General features: G+C 65.3%; 14 protein-coding genes and 4 tRNA genes. 17 read left to right on the top strand and 1 reads right to left on the bottom strand.

Going from position 1 to position 19808, the window contains the following annotated elements; all coding sequences use genetic code 11:
• Window positions 1–129: 129 nt before the first annotated feature.
• Together ACYR7D_RS03400 and htpX are read left to right on the top strand one after the other, a co-directional pair.
• Window positions 130–1152, top strand: a complete 1023-nt coding sequence (locus ACYR7D_RS03400; RefSeq protein WP_459548170.1) for a polyprenyl synthetase family protein — start codon at window positions 130–132, stop codon at window positions 1150–1152.
• Window positions 1153–1799: 647 nt separating this feature from the next.
• On the top strand, window positions 1800–2681 hold the full coding sequence (htpX, locus tag ACYR7D_RS03395) for a zinc metalloprotease HtpX (protein ID WP_459548169.1): 882 nt from the start codon (window positions 1800–1802) through the stop codon (window positions 2679–2681).
• A gap of 7 nt (window positions 2682–2688) precedes the next feature.
• On the opposite strand, the gene ACYR7D_RS03390 is transcribed toward htpX, so the two are convergent.
• Window positions 2689–3180, bottom strand: coding sequence for a YajQ family cyclic di-GMP-binding protein (locus tag ACYR7D_RS03390; protein WP_459548168.1), 492 nt, complete (start codon window positions 3178–3180; stop codon window positions 2689–2691).
• Between the two features lie 211 nt (window positions 3181–3391).
• Here ACYR7D_RS03390 and ACYR7D_RS03385 point away from each other — a divergent pair.
• The 15 genes from ACYR7D_RS03385 (at window position 3392) to ACYR7D_RS03315 (ending at window position 19600) form a co-directional block, all read left to right on the top strand.
• Window positions 3392–3477 (top strand) — tRNA-Tyr (locus ACYR7D_RS03385).
• 198 nt (window positions 3478–3675) lie between these two features.
• A tRNA-Thr gene (locus tag ACYR7D_RS03380) sits at window positions 3676–3748 on the top strand.
• Window positions 3749–3817: 69 nt separating this feature from the next.
• Window positions 3818–3890: transfer RNA gene (locus tag ACYR7D_RS03375), tRNA-Met, on the top strand.
• Window positions 3891–3934: 44 nt separating this feature from the next.
• Window positions 3935–4105 carry a 50S ribosomal protein L33 gene (gene rpmG / locus ACYR7D_RS03370; RefSeq protein ID WP_011211653.1) on the top strand — a complete coding sequence of 57 codons (171 nt, stop codon included), beginning with the start codon at window positions 3935–3937 and terminating at the stop codon, window positions 4103–4105.
• A 293-nt stretch (window positions 4106–4398) separates the two neighbouring features.
• Entirely contained in the window at window positions 4399–5451 is a 1053-nt protein-coding gene (locus ACYR7D_RS03365; RefSeq protein ID WP_459549992.1) for a fused (3R)-hydroxyacyl-ACP dehydratase subunits HadA/HadB, read from the top strand.
• A 277-nt stretch (window positions 5452–5728) separates the two neighbouring features.
• A tRNA-Trp gene (locus tag ACYR7D_RS03360) sits at window positions 5729–5801 on the top strand.
• Between the two features lie 31 nt (window positions 5802–5832).
• Entirely contained in the window at window positions 5833–6234 is a 402-nt protein-coding gene (gene secE, locus ACYR7D_RS03355; protein ID WP_459548167.1) for a preprotein translocase subunit SecE, read from the top strand.
• 117 nt (window positions 6235–6351) lie between these two features.
• Window positions 6352–7125, top strand: coding sequence for a transcription termination/antitermination protein NusG (gene nusG / locus ACYR7D_RS03350; protein ID WP_459548166.1), 774 nt, complete (start codon window positions 6352–6354; stop codon window positions 7123–7125).
• 85 nt (window positions 7126–7210) lie between these two features.
• Entirely contained in the window at window positions 7211–7645 is a 435-nt protein-coding gene (rplK, locus tag ACYR7D_RS03345; protein ID WP_459548165.1) for a 50S ribosomal protein L11, read from the top strand.
• 260 nt (window positions 7646–7905) lie between these two features.
• Window positions 7906–8625, top strand: a complete 720-nt coding sequence (rplA, locus tag ACYR7D_RS03340; RefSeq protein ID WP_459548164.1) for a 50S ribosomal protein L1 — start codon at window positions 7906–7908, stop codon at window positions 8623–8625.
• A 449-nt stretch (window positions 8626–9074) separates the two neighbouring features.
• Window positions 9075–9614 (top strand): 50S ribosomal protein L10, encoded by a 540-nt coding sequence (gene rplJ / locus ACYR7D_RS03335; protein ID WP_063062912.1) that lies wholly within the window; start codon window positions 9075–9077, stop codon window positions 9612–9614.
• A gap of 102 nt (window positions 9615–9716) precedes the next feature.
• Window positions 9717–10097, top strand: a complete 381-nt coding sequence (gene rplL / locus ACYR7D_RS03330; protein ID WP_459548163.1) for a 50S ribosomal protein L7/L12 — start codon at window positions 9717–9719, stop codon at window positions 10095–10097.
• Window positions 10098–10353: 256 nt separating this feature from the next.
• Window positions 10354–11442 carry an ABC transporter ATP-binding protein gene (locus tag ACYR7D_RS03325; protein WP_459548162.1) on the top strand — a complete coding sequence of 363 codons (1089 nt, stop codon included), beginning with the start codon at window positions 10354–10356 and terminating at the stop codon, window positions 11440–11442.
• A 571-nt stretch (window positions 11443–12013) separates the two neighbouring features.
• Window positions 12014–15538, top strand: a complete 3525-nt coding sequence (gene rpoB, locus ACYR7D_RS03320) for a DNA-directed RNA polymerase subunit beta (protein ID WP_459548161.1) — start codon at window positions 12014–12016, stop codon at window positions 15536–15538.
• Between the two features lie 108 nt (window positions 15539–15646).
• Window positions 15647–19600, top strand: coding sequence for a DNA-directed RNA polymerase subunit beta' (locus ACYR7D_RS03315; protein WP_459548160.1), 3954 nt, complete (start codon window positions 15647–15649; stop codon window positions 19598–19600).
• Window positions 19601–19808: the final 208 nt, after the last annotated feature.

Below are 19808 nucleotides of genomic sequence, written 5' to 3'. Positions count from 1 at the left end.
TCAATAGTTACAGGCCGTGGAGAGTGATGTCGATGGCGGTACGGTGCACAGTGACGGTGTTCATGGGCGCTAGGACGTGAACACGCTAGGTTCATCACCGTGGGGTCGGACGCGTCCTTGGGAGAAGGTATGAGCACATCTGCTGTGAGCGAAGCCGGCACGGTGGTGGCGGGGGTGGACCTCGGAGACGCCGCCCTCGCCGCGACAGTGCGCCACGGCCTCGAGGAAGTGGAGAAACTTCTCGTCGAGGAGCTGTCCGACGGCGCCTCGTTCCTGCAGGAAGCGGCGCTGCACCTGGCCAAAGCGGGGGGTAAACGCTTCCGGCCGCTGTTCACCGTCCTCACCGGTCAGCTCGGCCCCCGCCCGGACAGCCCCGATCTGATCACCGCCGGCACCGTGGTGGAACTCGTCCACCTGGCGACCCTCTACCACGACGACGTCATGGACGAAGCCACCATGCGGCGCGGCGCGGCGAGCGTGAACTCGCGCTGGGGTAACAGCGTCGCCATCCTGGCCGGCGACTACCTCTTCGCCCACGCTTCCCGGCTGACCTCCACCCTCGGCCCCGAGGCCGTGCGCATCATCGCCGAAACCTTCGCCGAACTGGTCACCGGCCAGATGCGCGAAACCATGGGCGCCCGCGAATCCACCGACCCGGTCGCGCACTACCTGCGGGTGGTCTGGGAGAAGACCGGTTCGCTCATCGCCGCCTCCGGCCGTTTCGGCGGCAAGTTCTCCGGCGCCGGCGCCGACCACGTGGAACGCCTCGCCCGCCTCGGCGACGCGGTCGGCACCGCGTTCCAGATCTCCGACGACATCATCGATATCTCGTCGGTCTCCGCCCAGTCGGGCAAAACCCCCGGCACCGACCTGCGTGAAGGTGTACACACTCTGCCGGTGCTCTACGCCCTCCGTGACGAGGGCCCCGACGGCGACCGGCTGCGCGCGCTGCTGGACCACCCCCTCGAATCCGATGCGGAGGTCGACGAAGCGCTCGAACTGCTCGGCCGCTCACCGGGCATGGCCCAGGCGAAGGCGAAACTACGGGAATACGCCGATATCGCTCACGCGGAGCTGAACGCGCTGCCGAAAGGTCCGGCGAACGACGCCTTGGTCCAGTTGGTCCAGTACACGATCGAACGCGTCGGCTGAGGGGTTTGTGTTTATCGGCGGCGCCTGCGGCGTCGGGGGGGTCGAGCCTTACTCGGTGGCGGCGTGCGGATGGTCCGGGGCGGGCTGGGGCCGTGAAGGTGACAGGTGTAGTTGTCCGTGAAGGACGACGCTGTGTTTATTTTGCGGCGCCTGCGGCGCCGCGGGGTTGAGCCCTTTTGGCGTCGTGCTTCAGCCCGCGAGACTCGCGCCTGCGGCGCATGCGCTTCGCGGGCTGAAGCACGACGCGGGCTCAACCCTTTGTGGGCCTCGTAAGACTCGGCGCTGGTGGTTGCGCCAGATGCGGAGCACCGGTTTCCGAGGTCGGGGCTGCCGGACTCCGGACTGCGGGGGTCCCGTGGGGGAGTGCATACGGGTGACTTCCCGGGCTGGGGGTGTCTCGGTGGTTGTGTTTTCGCGGAGGGTCCACGCTCCTGGTTCGGGCTCGTCTCGGGCCTGGAGCGACGGAGCGAAGGAGCGCAGCGACTGAGCGGAGGAGTGAAGACCCGAGACACAAGGGGGCCCCGAACCCGCGGCGCCGCAGGCGCCGCAAATAAACACAGGAACTCGGGTGGGAGGGTGGACGTTGTCCTGCAGTAGCGGTTCTGGCCGAGATCCGCGCCTGCCGGCGCCACGTATACAGGAGTGCTATGCACGGGCATGGGTTTGCCAATGGGGTGAAAACGTTCGGGCTCATGGTCGGTCTTTCCGCGCTGATAGTCCTGGCCGGAGCGGCGTTCCGGAATACCACCGTTCTCGTCATTGCGGTCGTCCTGGCCGTGGCGATGAATGGTTACGCGTATTTCAACAGCGATAAACTCGCTCTGCGGGCGATGCGTGCGCAGCCGGTCAGCGAGATCGAGGCGCCCGTGATCTACAAAATCGTGCGGGAGCTCGCCACCCTGGCCCGGCAGCCGATGCCTCGGCTCTACATCAGTCCCACGAATGCGCCGAATGCCTTCGCGACCGGGCGTGATCCGCGCCATGCCGCGGTGTGCTGTACCAGCGGTATTCTGCAGATTCTCGATGAACGGGAGCTACGTGCGGTGCTGGGGCACGAGCTTTCCCATGTCTACAACCGGGATATTCTGATCTCGTCGGTGGCGGGGGCGATGGCGGCGGTGATCTCCGGCCTCGCGAATTTCGCGTATTTCGCGGCCGCGTTCGGCGGTAACCGAGGCGGTTCGGGCCCGAATTTGATCGGGGTGCTCCTGGTATCCCTGCTCGGGCCCATAGCGGCCGGTTTGATCAAGCTCGCGGTTTCGCGCTCGAGGGAGTATCAGGCGGACGAGTCGGGCGCCGAACTCACCGGCGACCCGCTCGCCCTCGCTTCGGCGTTGCGCAAGCTGGAGCGCGGGGTTCAGGCGGCGCCGTTGCCGCCCGAACCCCGGCTCACCGCGCAATCGCATCTGATGATCGCCAACCCGTTCCGTTCCGGGGAGCGGATGGCCCGCCTGTTCTCGACCCATCCGCCGATGGCCGATCGGATCGCCCGGCTCGAACAGCTGGCCGGCGGGCCGCGGAACCGTTAGCGCCCGGCTAACGGTAGTTCACGAATTGCAGCGCGATCCCGAAATCCTCGCCCTTGAGCAGCGCGATCACGGCCTGTAGGTCGTCTCGTTTCTTGCTGCTGACCCGTAGTTCGTCGCCTTGGATCTGCGCTTTGACGCCTTTGGGGCCTTCGTCACGGATCTTCTTGGAGATCTTCTTGGCATGTTCGGAGTCGATCCCCTGCACCAGCGACCCGGTGATCTTGTAGGTCTTGCCGGAGGCCACGGGCTCGCCGGCGTCGAAGGCCTTGAGCGAGATATCGCGGCGGATCAGTTTCTCCTTGAACACCTCGAGCGCGGCCTTGACCCGTTCCTCGGATTCGGCGGTGAGCACCACTTTGTCCTCGCCGGACCATTCGATCCCCGCGCCCGTGCCGCGGAAGTCGTAACGCGTGTTCAGTTCCTTCTCGGCCTGGTGCAGAGCGTTGTCGACCTCCTGCCGTTCGACCTTGCTGACGATATCGAATGATGAATCGGCCACACTGCGCTCCTGTTCGCTGTTGAATCACCCTGCGTGCTGAGAAAAGCTACCCCGTCGGCGCGGAAGCGCGGCGCCACCGTGTCCGCCGGGACATGATGGGGTGTTCGTTCACACCGTCTGGCCAGCGGGTTTGCATTCGGGGTGCGGGTTCGTTGTATTCTGCCTCAGCGCACTCGAAACGGATCGAGGAGATCCAGGGTGTGCGGCACGAGGCAGGTTGCCCGAGCGGCCAATGGGAGCAGACTGTAAATCTGTCGGTGAAAGCCTACGTAGGTTCGAATCCTACACCTGCCACCATGAGCCCCCGCCGGTGAAGAACGGCGGGGGCTTTTTCGTCCCCCCGTTCTGTCGGCAGGCCGGTTGGGTGGTTCGTTTATCGGCAGAAAACAGCCTTTGACCTCCCGGTTTGGAGCTCTTGGCGGTGAGTGTGTACTCTCGTTCAAGTCTTCGAGGCAACGGGTTCGAGTTGATCGCTTCCCGCTGCGGAGAGGTCGCGCCCCCTTAGCTCAGTCGGCAGAGCGTTTCCATGGTAAGGAAAAGGTCAACGGTTCGATTCCGTTAGGGGGCTCGCCGGATTGCCGGTGGTGTCCGACTCGGCACTCCAAGCCGCGACGTCGCCGTCGCAGATGGCGTATAAGGCGGTGTAGCTCAGGCGGTAGAGCAAACGACTCATAATCGTTGTGTCGCCGGTTCGAGTCCGGCCATCGCTACCCATACTGATTGACCCTCTGGTTGACCGGAAAGAAGGCATATCGTGGCCGCGAAGTCCACCGATGTCCGGCCAAAGATCACCTTGGCCTGCGAGCAGTGCAAGCATCGCAACTACATCACCAAGAAGAACCGGCGCAACGACCCGGACCGGCTGGAGCTGAAGAAGTTCTGCCCGAACTGCGGTACCCACCGGGCGCACCGGGAATCGCGCTGATTCATCAGTGACGTCGCCGCCGTGTCCGCGGCGGTGGGGTGGAATTCCCCGAGCGGTTCGAGCCGCTGCGGGGAATTCGTCGCGTAAACCCGTAGATACGGGTTCGTCCCGAGTGGCGTCACAGCTTCGATGACCGCGCGAGCCATCGAATCTTCCGGCTGCCTCGGCAGCCGTTGTCCTGAACCGGCGGCGGTACGGCCCTTCTGCTCACGCCACCATCATCTCCAGGGTTGACTCAGCCGCCATGCAGACTCCGTGCTGCGGGGTCAGATAGGTACAGTCCTCCCGTGACAATCAACACCGGAACAGACGAAGCGGTCGCGACGAAGACGGAGTTCGATGCCGCCGCTCACGCGGCCGCGATGGTCGGGCACCATTATCGCGTGGACGACTACTACGAGGTCGGCCGCGAGAAAGTGCGCGAATACGCGCGCGCCGTCCAGGACGCTCATCCGGTGCACTGGGATGAGGACGCCGCCCTGGAGTACGGCTACGACGGTCTGGTCGCCCCGCTCACCTTCATTTCGCTCGTCGGCATTCTGGCCCAGCGCAAACTCTTCGAAACGGTCGTCACCGGCTACGACCTGAGTCAGATCATGCAGACCGACCAGATCCTGGAGTTCCACCGGCCGATCCTGGTCGGTGACCACCTGATCTGTGATGTGTACCTGCATTCGTTCCGGCAGGCCTTCGGCGGCGACATCATCGTCACCAAGAACATCGTCACCAACCAGAACGACGAGGTGGTGCTCACCACCTATACGACGCTCGTCGGCCGCAGCGGCGGCGATATCGATCCCAACTTGAACGAGGCCGTCGGCAAGGTGCTCATGCACGGGATGGATTCCGCCGCGCCGCAGTACACCCCCCGCTCGCGTGCGGTCGCCCCGACGCTGCCCGCGCGCGAGCTGGAGCGCAGTCGCTTCGCGCGTTCCTTCGACGAGGTCTCGGTGGGGGACGAGCTGCCGCCGCGGATCGTTCAGCTCACCCGCGGCGACCTGGTGAATTACGCCGGCGTCTCCGGCGACGCCAACCCCATCCACTGGAGCGAGGAGGTGGCCAAGCTCGTGGGTCTGGAGAACTGCGTCGGGCACGGCATGCTCTCCATGGGGCTGGGTGGCGGTTTCATCACCTCCTGGCTCGGCGATCCGGGGGCGGTGAAGGAGTACAGCGTACGGTTCACCAGCCCCGTGTTCGTGAGCGCCACCGAACCCGCCGAGGTGGAGTTCACCGGCAAGATCAAATCGGTCGATCCGCAGACCAGGACAGCCGCGATCGCCATCGTGGCGAAGTCGGGGGGTCGCAAGATTTTCGGCCGGGCCACCGCTACCGTCCAGTTGTCCTGACCTGGACCGGCGGCCCTGATTGGCTTCTGTCACCGGCCGTGCCGTACACTCGGGTTTCTGGGGTCACCAGCCGATGCGCGCTGCTCTGCGAGGCTGGTTCCAGGCGGGGTTCTCGAGCGTCGGCCACACCGGCTGTAGGCTCGGGGATGAACCGGTGCGAACCGGCCCGCCGACGGGGCCGGCACGTGCCGAGGCAGCGCGCGTGTTGTGTGACACCACGCCGATAATTGAATAGTGCAGTGTGGCTGGTACCTCGCGGAAGTGTTGTTCCAGCCGAAGGGGCGTAGCTCAAATGGTAGAGCACCGGTCTCCAAAACCGGCGGTTGCAGGTTCGAGTCCTGTCGCCCCTGCCTTCGATGCCGGCAATGAGAGAGGATCGACGTGACCGACGAGCGGGACACTCGCCGCGGCGGATACGGCGCCGACGACGGCGATGACTCCGCCGCCGTGCAGCGGCCGAGCGGAAAGCGCTCCGCTCGCCGGAGCCGGTCCGCCTCGTCGGGCGCGTCCGATACCGGTTCTCTCGCGACCATCGATCGGCCTGTACGCAAGGCCGAATCGAAGGTCGGCCGGGCCGAACGCGAACGGTCACGGAATCCGTTCAAGCGTTTGATCAAGTTCCTGCGTGAGGTGATCGCGGAACTGCGGAAGGTTATCTGGCCCAACCGGAAGCAGATGATCACCTATACGACCGTTGTTCTGGTGTTCGTGGTCTTCATGGTCGCGTTCATCAGCGGGTTGGATCTGGCGTTCATCAAGGGTGTCGACTGGTTGTTCGGTTAGCCGGGCGACACCGGAGGCCGGTACCGACCCGCGCCGCGGGCCGGAGACCAGACCGAACGCCGCGCCCGAACCCGGCACGCAGAGGATGCACGTGACGACACAGGAAGCGAGTGCCCAGTGAGCACCCCGGAGAACGACCCCACCGACGAGTTCCCGGTCGACGATCAGACGGCCGAGGAAGCCGGCGCGTTCGTCGAGGAGCCGGCGTCCGACGCCGCGCCCGTGGCTGCCGACGAGGCCGCACCCGCATCCGCCGAGGCGGAAGAGCCGGACCCGGTCGAGCAGATGAAAGCCGCTCTGCGGCGTGCTCCCGGCGACTGGTATGTCATCCACTCCTACGCCGGCTACGAGAACAAGGTGAAGACCAATCTCGAGACCCGTGTGCAGAACCTGGATCTGGAGGATTACATCTTCCAGGTGGAGGTGCCCACCGAAGAGGTCACCGAGATCAAGAACGGCCAGCGCAAGAACGTCAACCGTAAGGTTCTGCCCGGCTACATCCTGGTGCGGATGGAATTGAACGACGAGTCCTGGGGTGCGGTGCGTAACACCCCGGGCGTCACCGGGTTCGTGGGCGCGACCTCGCGCCCGTCGCCGCTGACCATCAACGAGGTGGTGAAATTCCTCGTTCCGGCGTCGCAGCAGAAGAAGGCGCCGGCGCCCGCCGCCGCGGCCACCCCGGAAACCGTCGGTGAGGTCGCCGCCAAGCCCGCCATCGAGGTCGATTTCGAGGTCGGCGAATCGGTGACGGTGATGGACGGCCCGTTCGCGACGCTTCCCGCGACCATTTCCGAGGTCAATGCCGAACAGCAGAAGCTCAAGGTGCTGGTTTCGATCTTCGGTCGCGAAACCCCGGTCGAGCTGGAATTCACCAAGGTCGCCAAGATCTAGCGGCGGCGCCTGTGCCTCCCGGGATGGTGCGTCCCGGGCCGGAACTTGCAGAGAGCAAGGAACTTCACACAACTAGGAAAGAAAGATGCCCCCCAAGAAGAAGAAGCTCGCCGGGATCATCAAGCTTCAGATCCAGGCCGGCGCCGCGAACCCGGCTCCTCCGGTCGGTCCGGCGCTCGGTCAGCACGGCGTCAACATCATGGAGTTCTGCAAGGCGTACAACGCCGCGACCGAATCGCAGCGCGGTAACGTCATCCCGGTCGAGATCTCGGTATACGAGGACCGGTCCTTCAGCTTCAAGCTGAAGACCCCGCCGGCCGCGAAGCTGCTGTTGAAGGCCGCCGGTGTGCAGAAGGGCTCGGCCGAGCCGCATCGCAACAAGGTCGCCACCGTGACCATGGACCAGGTGCGTGAGATCGCCAAGACCAAGCAGGAAGATCTGAACGCCAACGATATCGATCAGGCGGCCAAGATCATCGCCGGGACCGCGCGTTCGATGGGTATCACCGTCGAAGGCTGAGAGGCGATACCTCCGCCTTCGCTACGGCCTCCGCCGTTCGTAGGCGATACCTCCGCCTTCCTGCGGGCTTCGCCTCCATCAGGTAACAGGCCGAAGTAGCGCAGTCAATCGCGATCCCGCTTTCGGTGGGAGGGCCGGCCAGGCCCGGTAACCACAGCTGAACCACGACTTTTGCGGCGTGAGCGCCGGGCGCGTGGGTGGCTGCTCGAGTAGCCACGGAACGCCCGGGAACGTCGCCGACAGGAACAGGACAGAGAAACATGGCAAAACGAAGCAAGGCGTATCTCGCCGCGGCCGAGAAGGTCGATCGCAGCAAGCTCTACTCCCCGCTGGCCGCCGCGCGGCTGGCCAAGGAGACCGCCACCACCAAGACGGACGCGACCGTCGAGGTCGCCATCCGGCTCGGTGTCGATCCCCGTAAGGCCGACCAGATGGTCCGCGGCACCGTGAACCTGCCGCACGGCACCGGTAAGACCGCCCGTGTGATCGTGTTCGCGGCCGGTGAGAAAGCCGCCGAGGCCGAGGCCGCCGGTGCGGACGCGGTGGGCGCCGAGGATCTGATCGAGCGGATCCAGGGCGGCTGGCTGGATTTCGACGCCGCGATCGCCACCCCGGACCAGATGGCCAAGGTCGGCCGGATCGCGCGTGTGCTGGGCCCGCGCGGTCTGATGCCGAACCCGAAGACCGGCACGGTCACCACCGATGTGACCAAAGCGGTCGCCGACATCAAGGGCGGCAAGATCAACTTCCGCGTCGACAAGCAGGCCAACCTGCACTTCGTCATCGGTAAGGCGTCGTTCGACGACAACAAGCTGGTGGAGAACTACGGTGCGGCGCTGGACGAGATCCTGCGGGCCAAGCCGTCGACCGCCAAGGGGCGTTACGTCAAGAAGGTGACGGTTTCGACGAACACCGGACCGGGCATCCCGGTGGACCCGAACCGCACCCGCAACCTCCTCGACGAGGACGCGACCGCCTGAGGCGTTCGCTGAACGACAGTGTGGCCGGTCCGGGACTCTCCGGACCGGCCATCGTCGTCTCCGGGCCGGCGTGGCGGTCGCTTCCCGCGGCGGCGGACGTGCGGCCGGATGACCGGGCCGGAGACCACAGCCGGGATGAGAAGACCCCCGTTTTGCCGGATGAACCGGTACCCGGGTATGCTCGGCAAGGTTGTCGACAGTTTCGACACCACCCAATCCGTTCTACCGAAGACCGTTGGTCGCCGATTCCGTAGGAATCGGTCGAAGGTCCGGCGAGAGTGCCGGCGGCCCACGCAGGGAGAGCCGAGGCTGGGAACGCAGCACGGGCAATGGCCCGGTGCCTGTTTTCTTGTGCGCCCCGGAACGCTCTGCGTCCGGGGCGCTTGTTCTTTCGCCGGCCCCTGATTCGGTAGGGCATATCCATACCGACATCAGAGAGGAGGCGAAGTATGGCGAAACCCGAAAAGGTTGCCGCGGTCGCGGAGATCGCCGAGCAGTTCAAGGGCTCGACGGCCGCAGTCGTCACGGAATACCGTGGTCTGTCCGTCGGTGCGCTCACCGAACTGCGTCGTGCGCTCGGTGCCGATGCCACGTACTCCGTCGCCAAGAACACCCTGGTGAAGCGCGCCGCGGCCGAGGCCGGCGTGGAGGGTCTGGACGATCTGTTCGTCGGACCCACCGCGATCGCGTTCATCTCCGGTGAGCCGGTCGACGCGGCCAAGGCGCTGAAGACCTTCGCCAAGGATCACAAGGCGCTGGTCATCAAGGGCGGCTACATGGATGGCGCCCCGCTGTCCGTGTCCGAGGTCGAGCGGATCGCCGATCTGGAGTCCCGCGAGGTACTGCTGGCCAAGCTGGCCGGTGCCATGAAGGGCAATCTGGCCAAGGCCGCCGGTCTGTTCAACGCTCCCGCCTCGCAGGTGGCCCGCCTGGCCGCCGCGCTGCAGGAGAAGAAGCAGGCCGAGGGCGGCGAAGCCGCCGCGGAATAACACCGCGGCGCAGCCACCGCGGCGTAACCGCCGTATCCCTTTTCGCGGAACGGTCGATACCGGCTCGCCCGCACAGACATTCACTATCGAAAGGAAACAACAATGGCCAACGTTGACGAGCTGCTCGAAACCTTCGGCAACATGACCCTGCTCGAGCTCTCCGACTTCGTGAAGAAGTTCGAAGAGAAGTTCGAGGTCACCGCCGCCGCTCCGGTCGCCGTCGCGGCCGCCGGTGCCGCCCCGGCCGCCGCCGAGGCCGCCGAGGAGCAGGACGAGTTCGACGTCATCCTCGAGGGTGCCGGCGACAAGAAGATCCAGGTCATCAAGGTGGTCCGTGAGATCGTCTCCGGCCTGGGCCTGAAGGAGGCCAAGGACCTCGTCGAGGGTGCGCCGAAGCCCATCCTGGAGAAGGTCGCCAAGGAAGCCGCCGACGCCGCCAAGGAGAAGCTGGAAGGCGCGGGCGCCAAGGTCACGGTCAAGTAGTAGCGACCGGCACAGCCGAAACGGGCGGTCCCTCTCCGGGGCCGCCCGTTTTCTCGTCCCGGTCAGCGGCTTCTCCCGCGCTGGTTAACGGTGATTCCGCGCTCCGGGGAGCGGCAACCCTGGTTACTCTTCGGTCAGGTCGGGTGTGCTGAGCGGACACCATGCGATACAGTGACCGGACCCACTGTGACGTGACGCACCGCTGCCGGGTCCGTGGTGCCGAGTGGGTGGCTCGCTGAGAAATGTGGAGGTTGGCGTGGGCGTCGAGGTCAGGACCGAGGGTGTAACCAAGTCGTTCGGTTCACAGCGGATTTGGCAGGACGTTTCGATCACCCTGCCTGCCGGGGAGGTCAGCGCGCTGCTGGGCCCGTCGGGTACCGGTAAATCCGTATTCCTGAAATCGCTGATCGGCCTGTTGCGGCCGGAGCGCGGCTCCATCTTCATCGGTGGTACCGATATCACCACCTGCTCCAACAAGGAGCTCTACGAGATCCGGAAACTGTTCGGTGTGCTGTTCCAGGACGGGGCACTGTTCGGTTCGATGAATCTCTACGACAATGTCGCCTTCCCGCTGCGTGAGCACACCAAGAAATCCGAGTCCGATATCCGCAAGATCGTGATGGAGAAACTCGAGCTCACCGGTCTGCTCGGCGCCGAGGGAAAGTTGCCCGGTGAGATTTCCGGCGGTATGCGCAAACGCGCCGGTCTGGCTCGCGCGCTCGTTCTCGATCCGCAGATCATCCTGGTCGACGAGCCGGACTCCGGCCTGGATCCGGTGCGTACCTCGTATCTCAGCCAGCTGCTCATCGATATCAATGCGCAGATCGACGCCACGATTCTGATCGTGACCCACAACATCAACCTGGCCCGTACCGTACCGGACAATATCGGCATGCTGTTCCGGCGGCAGCTGGTGATGTTCGGCCCCCGGGAGGTGCTGCTCACCAGCGAGGAGCCGGTGGTCAAGCAGTTCCTCAACGGCCGCATGATCGGCCCGATCGGGATGAGCGAGGAGAAGGACGAGGCGCAGATGGCCCGCGAGCAGGCGCTCGTCGATGCCGGTCACCATCACGGTGGTGCCGAAGAGGTGGAGGGCATCATCCCGCAGATGCGCGCCACTCCGGGTATGCCGGTGCGCCAGGCGGTGCAGCGGCGTAAGGACCGCGTCCGTGAGATCATGCACACACTGCCGCATGCCGCGCAGGTGGCCATCCGTGATTCGCTCGACCAGAACGACGAGACCATGGTGATGTCCTACAACTCCGGCCAGCAGGCGAGCGGCGCTGCGGCGGGCACCGATTTCCCGGGGTCGGACTTCGACACCATGCAGTACCCCAAGCTGTAAAAAGCTTGTTCCGAGAGCAGCGCGTCGGGTTTCGCACCCGGCGCGCTGTTTTGTCGTCCAGGGTCCTCGAGGGAAGGCGGGTGCAGGGGTCTTCTGCCCGTCCGGGACCGGTCGTATCCGCCCACCGGGACCGGTTGCCGATGATCTTGTAACGCGCCGGGCGGGCCGGCACAGCGGCAGGTCGGCACGGCCACTTGACGAGTTTCGCCGGACCAGTCACGCTATTGGTGGCGGCATCAGCCGTCGGCGATAGTGGACGATCGCCAGCGCCGAATCCGTTATCGGCGGAGGTGCCCGGAGCCCGGAACGCGGCCAGCGAAACCGGCCCGGCGCGTCAGCCGCGCAACGGCTCGCCGGGGTGGTACTTTGACACCTCCGTATAGGTAGGTGTAGGTTTGGACGTTGCGCTGGCTGCCTCCTGTCCATTACCTTGATCGCACTACGAAAGTCCCACCCTTCCGGTGTTGCTTCCGTTGTTTGCTGTTCGAGTCTCGTTCGGGTTGTGACCAGCGAGAATCCAAAAACGTAGCAGACAAGCGACGGTCGCGGACCACCACGCGACGCGCGTGAGGTGCTGGAAGGACGCATCTTGGCAGTCTCCACCCAGACAAGCGCCAATACGAAGCTGGGAGTTGCCGGGGGTATTCCCGGGGCTCCGTTGCGGGTGTCTTTCGCGAAGCTCCGGGAGCCGCTGGAGGTGCCCGGACTTCTCGATCTACAAACGGAATCCTTCGCCTGGCTCGTCGGCACGCCGGAATGGCGTGAACGGGCCGCCGCTCGCGGTGACGTCGGGCTGGCCGGCGGGCTCGAGGAGGTCCTCGAGGAACTTTCCCCGATCGAGGACTTCTCCGGGGCGATGTCCCTGTCCTTCTCCGATCCGCGCTTCGAAGAGGTCAAGGCCTCTATCGAAGAGTGCAAGGACAAGGATATGACCTACGCGGCGCCGTTGTTCGTCACCGCGGAGTTCATCAACAACAACACCGGTGAGATCAAGAGCCAGACGGTGTTCATGGGTGATTTCCCCATGATGACCGATAAGGGCACCTTCATCATCAACGGCACCGAGCGCGTCGTGGTCTCTCAGCTGGTGCGTTCGCCGGGTGTGTACTTCGACCATTCGGTGGACAAGAGCACCGAAAAGGATCTGCACAGTGTGCGCGTGATTCCGAGCCGCGGCGCGTGGCTGGAATTCGATGTCGACAAGCGCGACACCGTCGGTGTGCGGATCGACCGCAAGCGCCGTCAGCCGGTGACCGTTCTGCTCAAGGCCCTCGGCTGGAGCAACGAGGAGATCGCCGAGCGATTCGGTTTCTCCGAGATCATGATGTCCACCCTGGAGAAGGACAATACGGCCGGCCAGGACGAGGCGCTGCTCGATATCTACCGCAAACTGCGTCCGGGCGAACCGCCCACCAAGGAAGCCGCGCAGACCCTGCTGGAGAACCTGTTCTTCAAGGAGAAGCGCTACGACCTCGCGCGCGTGGGTCGCTACAAGATCAACAAGAAGCTGGGTATCAACCCCGGCGTACCCGTCCAGGGTTCGGTACTGACCAAGGACGACATCGTCGCCATCATCGAGTACCTGGTGCGTCTGCACCAGGGCGATCGCCTGATGACCGGCCCCGGCGGGGTCGAGGTACCGGTGGAGGTCGACGATATCGACCACTTCGGCAACCGTCGTATCCGCACGGTCGGTGAACTGATCCAGAACCAGATCCGCGTCGGCCTCTCGCGTATGGAACGTGTCGTGCGTGAGCGCATGACCACCCAGGACGTCGAGGCGATCACCCCGCAGACCCTGATCAACATCCGCCCCGTCGTGGCGGCGATCAAGGAGTTCTTCGGCACCTCGCAGCTGTCGCAGTTCATGGACCAGAACAACCCGCTGTCGGGCCTGACCCACAAGCGCCGTCTGAACGCGCTGGGCCCCGGTGGTCTGTCCCGTGAGCGGGCCGGTCTGGAAGTGCGCGACGTGCACCCGTCGCACTACGGCCGGATGTGCCCGATCGAAACCCCGGAAGGCCCGAACATCGGCCTGATCGGTTCGCTGGCGGTGTACGCCCGGATCAATCCGTTCGGCTTCATCGAGACGCCGTACCGCAAGGTCGTCGACGGCCGGGTGACCGACGAGGTCGTCTACCTCACCGCCGACGAAGAGGATCGGCACATCCGCGCCCAGGCGAATTCGCCGATCGACGCGGAGGGTCGTTTCCTCGACGAGCGGGTACTGGCCCGCCGCGGCAACGAGGAAATGGAGTTCGTCGCCCCGGCCGAGGTCGACTACATGGACGTCTCGCCGCGCCAGATGGTGTCGGTGGCCACGGCCATGATTCCGTTCCTCGAGCACGACGACGCCAACCGTGCCCTGATGGGCGCGAACATGCAGCGTCAGGCCGTGCCGCTGATCCGTTCCGAGGCGCCGCTGGTCGGTACCGGTATGGAACTGCGTGCCGCCGTCGACGCCGGCGATGTGGTGGTGAACGAGAAGTCCGGTGTGGTGGAGGAGGTCTCCGCCGACTACGTCACGGTCATGGCCGACGACGGCACCCGCAAGAGCTATCGGATGCGCAAGTTCGCCCGCTCCAACCAGGGCACCTGCGCGAACCAGCGGCCCATCGTGGACGAGGGCCAGCGTGTCGAGGCCGGTCAGGTACTGGCCGACGGCCCGTGCACCGAGAACGGTGAGATGGCGCTCGGCAAGAACCTGCTCGTGGCGATCATGCCGTGGGAGGGTCACAACTACGAGGACGCGATCATCCTGTCGCAGCGCCTCGTGGAGGACGACGTTCTCACCTCGATCCATATCGAAGAGCACGAGATCGACGCTCGCGACACCAAGCTGGGCGCCGAGGAGATCACCCGGGACATCCCGAACGTCTCCGACGAGGTGCTGGCCGATCTGGACGAGCGGGGCATCGTGCGTATCGGCGCGGAGGTCCGCGACGGCGATATCCTGGTCGGCAAGGTGACCCCGAAGGGTGAGACCGAGCTGACCCCGGAGGAGCGGCTGCTGCGCGCGATCTTCGGTGAGAAGGCCCGCGAGGTGCGCGATACCTCGCTGAAGGTGCCGCACGGTGAATCCGGCAAGGTCATCGGTATCCGGGTGTTCTCCCGGGACGACGACGACGATCTGCCTCCGGGCGTGAACGAGCTGGTCCGGGTGTACGTGGCGCAGAAGCGCAAGATCCAGGACGGCGACAAGCTGGCCGGCCGCCACGGCAACAAGGGTGTCATCGGCAAGATCCTGCCGACCGAGGATATGCCGTTCCTGCCGGACGGCACCCCGGTCGACATCATCCTGAACACCCACGGTGTGCCGCGTCGTATGAACATCGGCCAGATCCTGGAGACCCATCTGGGCTGGATCGGCAAGGCAGGCTGGAAGGTCGATGTCGCCACCGACGGCGCCCGGCCCGACTGGGCCCAGGCGCTGCCGGAAGAGATGCTGGCCGCACCCGCGGACTCCAATATCGCCACGCCCGTCTTCGACGGTGCGCGCGAGGAAGAGCTGGCCGGTCTGCTCGGCTCGACCCTGCCCAACCGCGACGGCGAGCGCATGGTCGGTGACGACGGTAAGGCGACACTGTTCGACGGGCGTTCCGGCGAACCGTTCCCCTACCCGGTGGCGGTCGGCTACATGTACATCCTGAAGCTGCACCACCTCGTCGACGACAAGATCCACGCCCGCTCGACCGGTCCGTACTCGATGATCACCCAGCAGCCGCTCGGTGGTAAGGCGCAGTTCGGTGGTCAGCGTTTCGGCGAAATGGAATGCTGGGCCATGCAGGCCTACGGCGCCGCCTACACCCTGCAGGAACTGCTGACCATCAAGTCCGATGACGTGGTGGGCCGGGTCAAGGTCTACGAGGCCATCGTCAAGGGCGAGAACATTCCGGAGCCGGGCATTCCGGAATCGTTCAAGGTTCTGCTGAAGGAACTCCAGTCGCTGTGCCTCAATGTGGAGGTGCTGTCCTCCGACGGCGCCGCCATCGAGATGCGCGACGGCGACGACGAGGACCTGGAGCGGGCGGCGGCCAACCTGGGCATCAACCTGTCCCGCAACGAAGCGGCCACCGTCGACGATCTGGCGAACTAGGGCTCTCGCCGGATGCCGATCCCGAAACGGTTCGGCATCCGGCGGATGCGTACGAACCAATAGAGAACTTTTGCTCGTATTCGACCCGCACAGGGGAAAGGAAGTTACGTGCTAGACGTCAACTTCTTCGATGAACTCCGGATCGGCCTGGCCACCGCCGACGACATCCGCCAGTGGTCCTACGGCGAGGTGAAGAAACCGGAGACCATCAACTACCGCACGCTCAAGCCGGAGAAGGACGGCCTGTTCTGCGAGAAGATCTTCGGCCCCACCCGGGACTGGGAGTGCTACTGCGGTAAGTACAAGCGCGTCCGCTTCAAGGGCATCATCTGTGAACGCTGCGGCGTCGAGGTGACCCGCGCGAAGGTGCGCCGCGAGCGGATGGGCCATATCGAGCTGGCCGCCCCGGTCACCCACATCTGGTACTTCAAGGGTGTGCCGAGCCGTCTCGGCTACCTGCTCGACCTGGCGCCGAAGGATCTGGAAAAGATCATCTACTTCGCCGCCTACGTCATCACCAGCGTCGACGAGGAGATGCGGCACAACGAGCTGTCCACCCTCGAGGCGGAGATGGAGGTCGAGAAGAAGACCGTCGTCGATCAGCGTGACGCCGACCTCGAGGCCCGGGCGCAGAAGCTCGAGGCCGACCTCGCCGAGCTCGAGGCCGAGGGTGCCAAGTCCGATGTCCGCCGCAAGGTCAAAGACGGCGGCGAGCGCGAGATGAAGCAGCTCCGCGATCGGGCCCAGCGCGAGCTGGACCGGCTCGAGGAGATCTGGAACACCTTCACCAAGCTGGCCCCCAAGCAGCTGATCGTGGACGAGGCGCTCTACCGCGAGCTCACCGACCGCTACGGCGAGTACTTCACCGGCGCGATGGGCGCGGAGTCCATCCAGAAGCTGATGGAGAACTTCGATATCGAGGCCGAGGCCGAATCGCTGCGCGAGACCATCCGCAGCGGTAAGGGCCAGAAGAAGCTGCGTGCGCTCAAGCGGCTCAAGGTCGTGGCGGCCTTCCAGGCGAACAACAATTCGCCCATGGGCATGGTGCTCGACGCCGTACCGGTGATCCCGCCGGAGCTGCGGCCGATGGTCCAGCTCGACGGTGGCCGTTTCGCCACCTCCGACCTGAACGATCTCTACCGCCGGGTCATCAACCGCAACAACCGCCTCAAGCGACTGATCGACCTCGGTGCGCCCGAGATCATCGTCAACAACGAGAAGCGGATGCTGCAGGAGTCGGTGGACGCGCTGTTCGACAACGGCCGCCGCGGCCGGCCGGTCACCGGCCCGGGCAACCGCCCGCTGAAGTCGCTGTCCGACCTGCTCAAGGGTAAGCAGGGCCGGTTCCGGCAGAACCTGCTCGGTAAGCGTGTCGACTACTCCGGCCGTTCGGTCATCGTCGTCGGCCCGCAGCTGAAACTGCATCAGTGTGGTCTGCCCAAGCTGATGGCGCTGGAGCTGTTCAAGCCCTTCGTGATGAAGCGGCTGGTGGACCTGAACCACGCGCAGAACATCAAATCCGCCAAGCGGATGGTGGAGCGGCAGCGGCCGCAGGTGTGGGACGTCCTCGAAGAGGTCATCGCCGAGCACCCGGTGCTGCTCAACCGTGCGCCCACCCTGCACCGGCTGGGTATCCAGGCCTTCGAGCCGCAGCTGGTGGAGGGCAAGGCCATCCAGTTGCACCCGCTGGTCTGTGAGGCGTTCAACGCCGACTTCGACGGTGACCAGATGGCGGTGCACCTGCCGCTGTCGGCGGAGGCACAGGCCGAGGCCCGCATCCTCATGCTGTCCTCGAACAACATCCTGTCCCCGGCGTCGGGTCGCCCGCTGGCCATGCCGCGTCTGGACATGGTGACCGGCCTGTACTACCTGACCCGCCACGAAGAGGGCGCCAAGGGCGAGTACCAGCCGGCGACCGCCGAGGGCCCGGAGCAGGGCGTGTACTCCTCGCCGGCCGAGGCGCAGATGGCGGTCGATCGCGGTGAGCTCACCGTGCGTTCGATGATCAAGGTGCGGCTGACCGATCAGCGTCCGCCGAAGGACGTCGAAGCGGAGCTGTTCCCCGAGGGCTGGCGGCGCGGTGACGCCTGGACCACGCAGACCACGCTGGGCCGGGTGCTGTTCAACGAACTGCTGCCCGCGGACTACGCGTTCATCAACGAGCAGATGCCGAAGAAGCGGCAGGCGACGATCATCAACGATCTCGCCGAGCGCTACCCGATGATCGTGGTCGCGCAGACCGTCGACAAGCTCAAGGACGCCGGTTTCCACTGGGCCACCCGTTCGGGTGTCACGGTCTCCATGTCCGACGTGCTGGTGCCGCCGGAGAAGACCGAGATCATGGAGCGCTACGAGGCGCAGTCCGACCAGATCGAGAAGAAGTACCAGCGTGGTGCTCTCGATCACCAGGAGCGCAACAACGCCCTGGTGAAGATCTGGCAGGAAGCCACCGAAGAGGTGGGTAAGGCGCTGCGCGCGCACTACCCGGCCGATAACCCGATCATCACGATCGTCGATTCGGGCGCCACGGGTAACTTCACCCAGACCCGTACCCTCGCCGGTATGAAGGGCCTGGTGACGAACCCGAAGGGTGAGTTCATCCCGCGGCCGATCAAGTCCTCGTTCCGTGAGGGCCTGACGGTTCTGGAGTACTTCATCAACACCCACGGCGCGCGTAAGGGTCTGGCCGATACCGCGTTGCGTACCGCCGACTCGGGTTACCTGACCCGTCGTCTGGTGGACGTGTCGCAGGACGTGATCGTGCGGGAGACCGACTGCGGTACCGAGCGCGGCATCGTCGTGCACATCGCGGAGAAGCTCGCCGACGGCACGATGATCCGCGACGCGCATGTGGAGACCTCCGCCTACGCTCGTACGCTCGCCTCCGACGCGCTCGACGCCGCCGGCAACGTGGTGGTGACCAAGGGCGCCGACCTGGGCGATCCGGCCATCGAGGCGCTGCTCGACGCCGGGATCACCGAGGTCAAGGTCCGCTCCGTGCTGACCTGCGGCACCGGTACCGGGGTCTGCGCGGTGTGCTACGGACGTTCGATGGCGACCGGCAAACTGGTCGATATCGGCGAGGCCGTGGGTATCGTCGCCGCCCAGTCCATCGGTGAGCCGGGTACCCAGCTGACCATGCGTACGTTCCACCAGGGTGGTGTCGCCGGTGACGACATCACCGGTGGTCTGCCGCGTGTGCAGGAGCTCTTCGAGGCCCGCGTGCCCAAGGGCAAGGCGCCGATCGCCGAGGTGTCGGGCCGGGTGCGCCTGGAGGACGACGACCGCTTCTACAAGATCACCATCATCCCCGATGACGGTGGCGACGAAGTGGTCTACGACAAGCTCTCCAAGCGTCAGCGCCTGCGGGTGTTCAAGCACGACGACGGCACCGAGCGTCTGCTGTCCGACGGCGACCACGTCGAGGTCGGCCAGCAGTTGCTGGAGGGCGCGGCGGACCCGCACGAGGTGCTGCGCGTGATGGGCCCCCGGCAGGTACAGATCCACCTGGTCCACGAGGTCCAGGAGGTCTACCGGAGCCAGGGTGTGTCCATCCACGACAAGCACATCGAGGTCATCGTCCGCCAGATGCTGCGCCGGGTGACGATCATCGATTCGGGTGCCACCGAGTTCCTGCCCGGTTCGCTCACCGAGCGCGCCGAGTTCGAGGCGGCGAACCGGCGGGTCGTGGCCGAGGGCGGCGAGCCCGCGGCCGGCCGTCCGGTGCTGATGGGTATCACCAAGGCGTCGCTGGCCACCGATTCGTGGCTGTCGGCGGCGTCCTTCCAGGAGACCACCCGAGTCCTGACGGACGCGGCCATCAACTGCCGCTCCGACCGGCTCATCGGCCTCAAGGAGAACGTGATCATCGGTAAGCTGATCCCGGCCGGTACCGGTATCAACCGGTACCGCAACATCCAGGTTCAGCCGACCGAGGAGGCCCGGGCCGCGGCGTACGCGGTGCCGTCCTACGACGACACCTACTACAGCCCGGAGGGCTTCGGCACCACCACCGGTGCCGCGGTACCGCTGGACGACTACGGATTCAGCGACTACCGGTAATCGGTTCTCGACGAACATTCGGCCCCCGCTCTTTCCGGAGCGGGGGCCGAATGCGTATACGGGGTGCGCCGGCCATCGGGCCCGGCCGGGGGCGCAGGGTTAACCCGGTATTTCGATCACATTGCGCAGATATGTCGTGTGTCCGAACAGCGCTGAATACCGTTGCTGCGCACTGCTCGCCGGAGTTGTCGGCAGTTTCCGCTGCGTC

The sequence above is a fragment of the Nocardia sp. X0981 genome (assembly GCF_977089955.1).
Note: the sequence above shows the minus strand (reverse complement) of the source record. Positions and strands in the feature narration are given on the sequence as shown.

What these genes read in the sequence shown, in the direction of transcription:
- rplL (WP_459548163.1), top strand. Translation starts at nt 9,717, where the DNA reads ATGGCCAACGTTGACGAGCTGCTCGAAACCTTCGGCAACATGACCCTG.
- rplJ (WP_063062912.1), top strand. Translation starts at nt 9,075, where the DNA reads ATGGCGAAACCCGAAAAGGTTGCCGCGGTCGCGGAGATCGCCGAGCAG.
- rplA (WP_459548164.1), top strand. Translation starts at nt 7,906, where the DNA reads ATGGCAAAACGAAGCAAGGCGTATCTCGCCGCGGCCGAGAAGGTCGAT.
- htpX (WP_459548169.1), top strand. Translation starts at nt 1,800, where the DNA reads ATGCACGGGCATGGGTTTGCCAATGGGGTGAAAACGTTCGGGCTCATG.
- ACYR7D_RS03400 (WP_459548170.1), top strand. Translation starts at nt 130, where the DNA reads ATGAGCACATCTGCTGTGAGCGAAGCCGGCACGGTGGTGGCGGGGGTG.
- rplK (WP_459548165.1), top strand. Translation starts at nt 7,211, where the DNA reads ATGCCCCCCAAGAAGAAGAAGCTCGCCGGGATCATCAAGCTTCAGATC.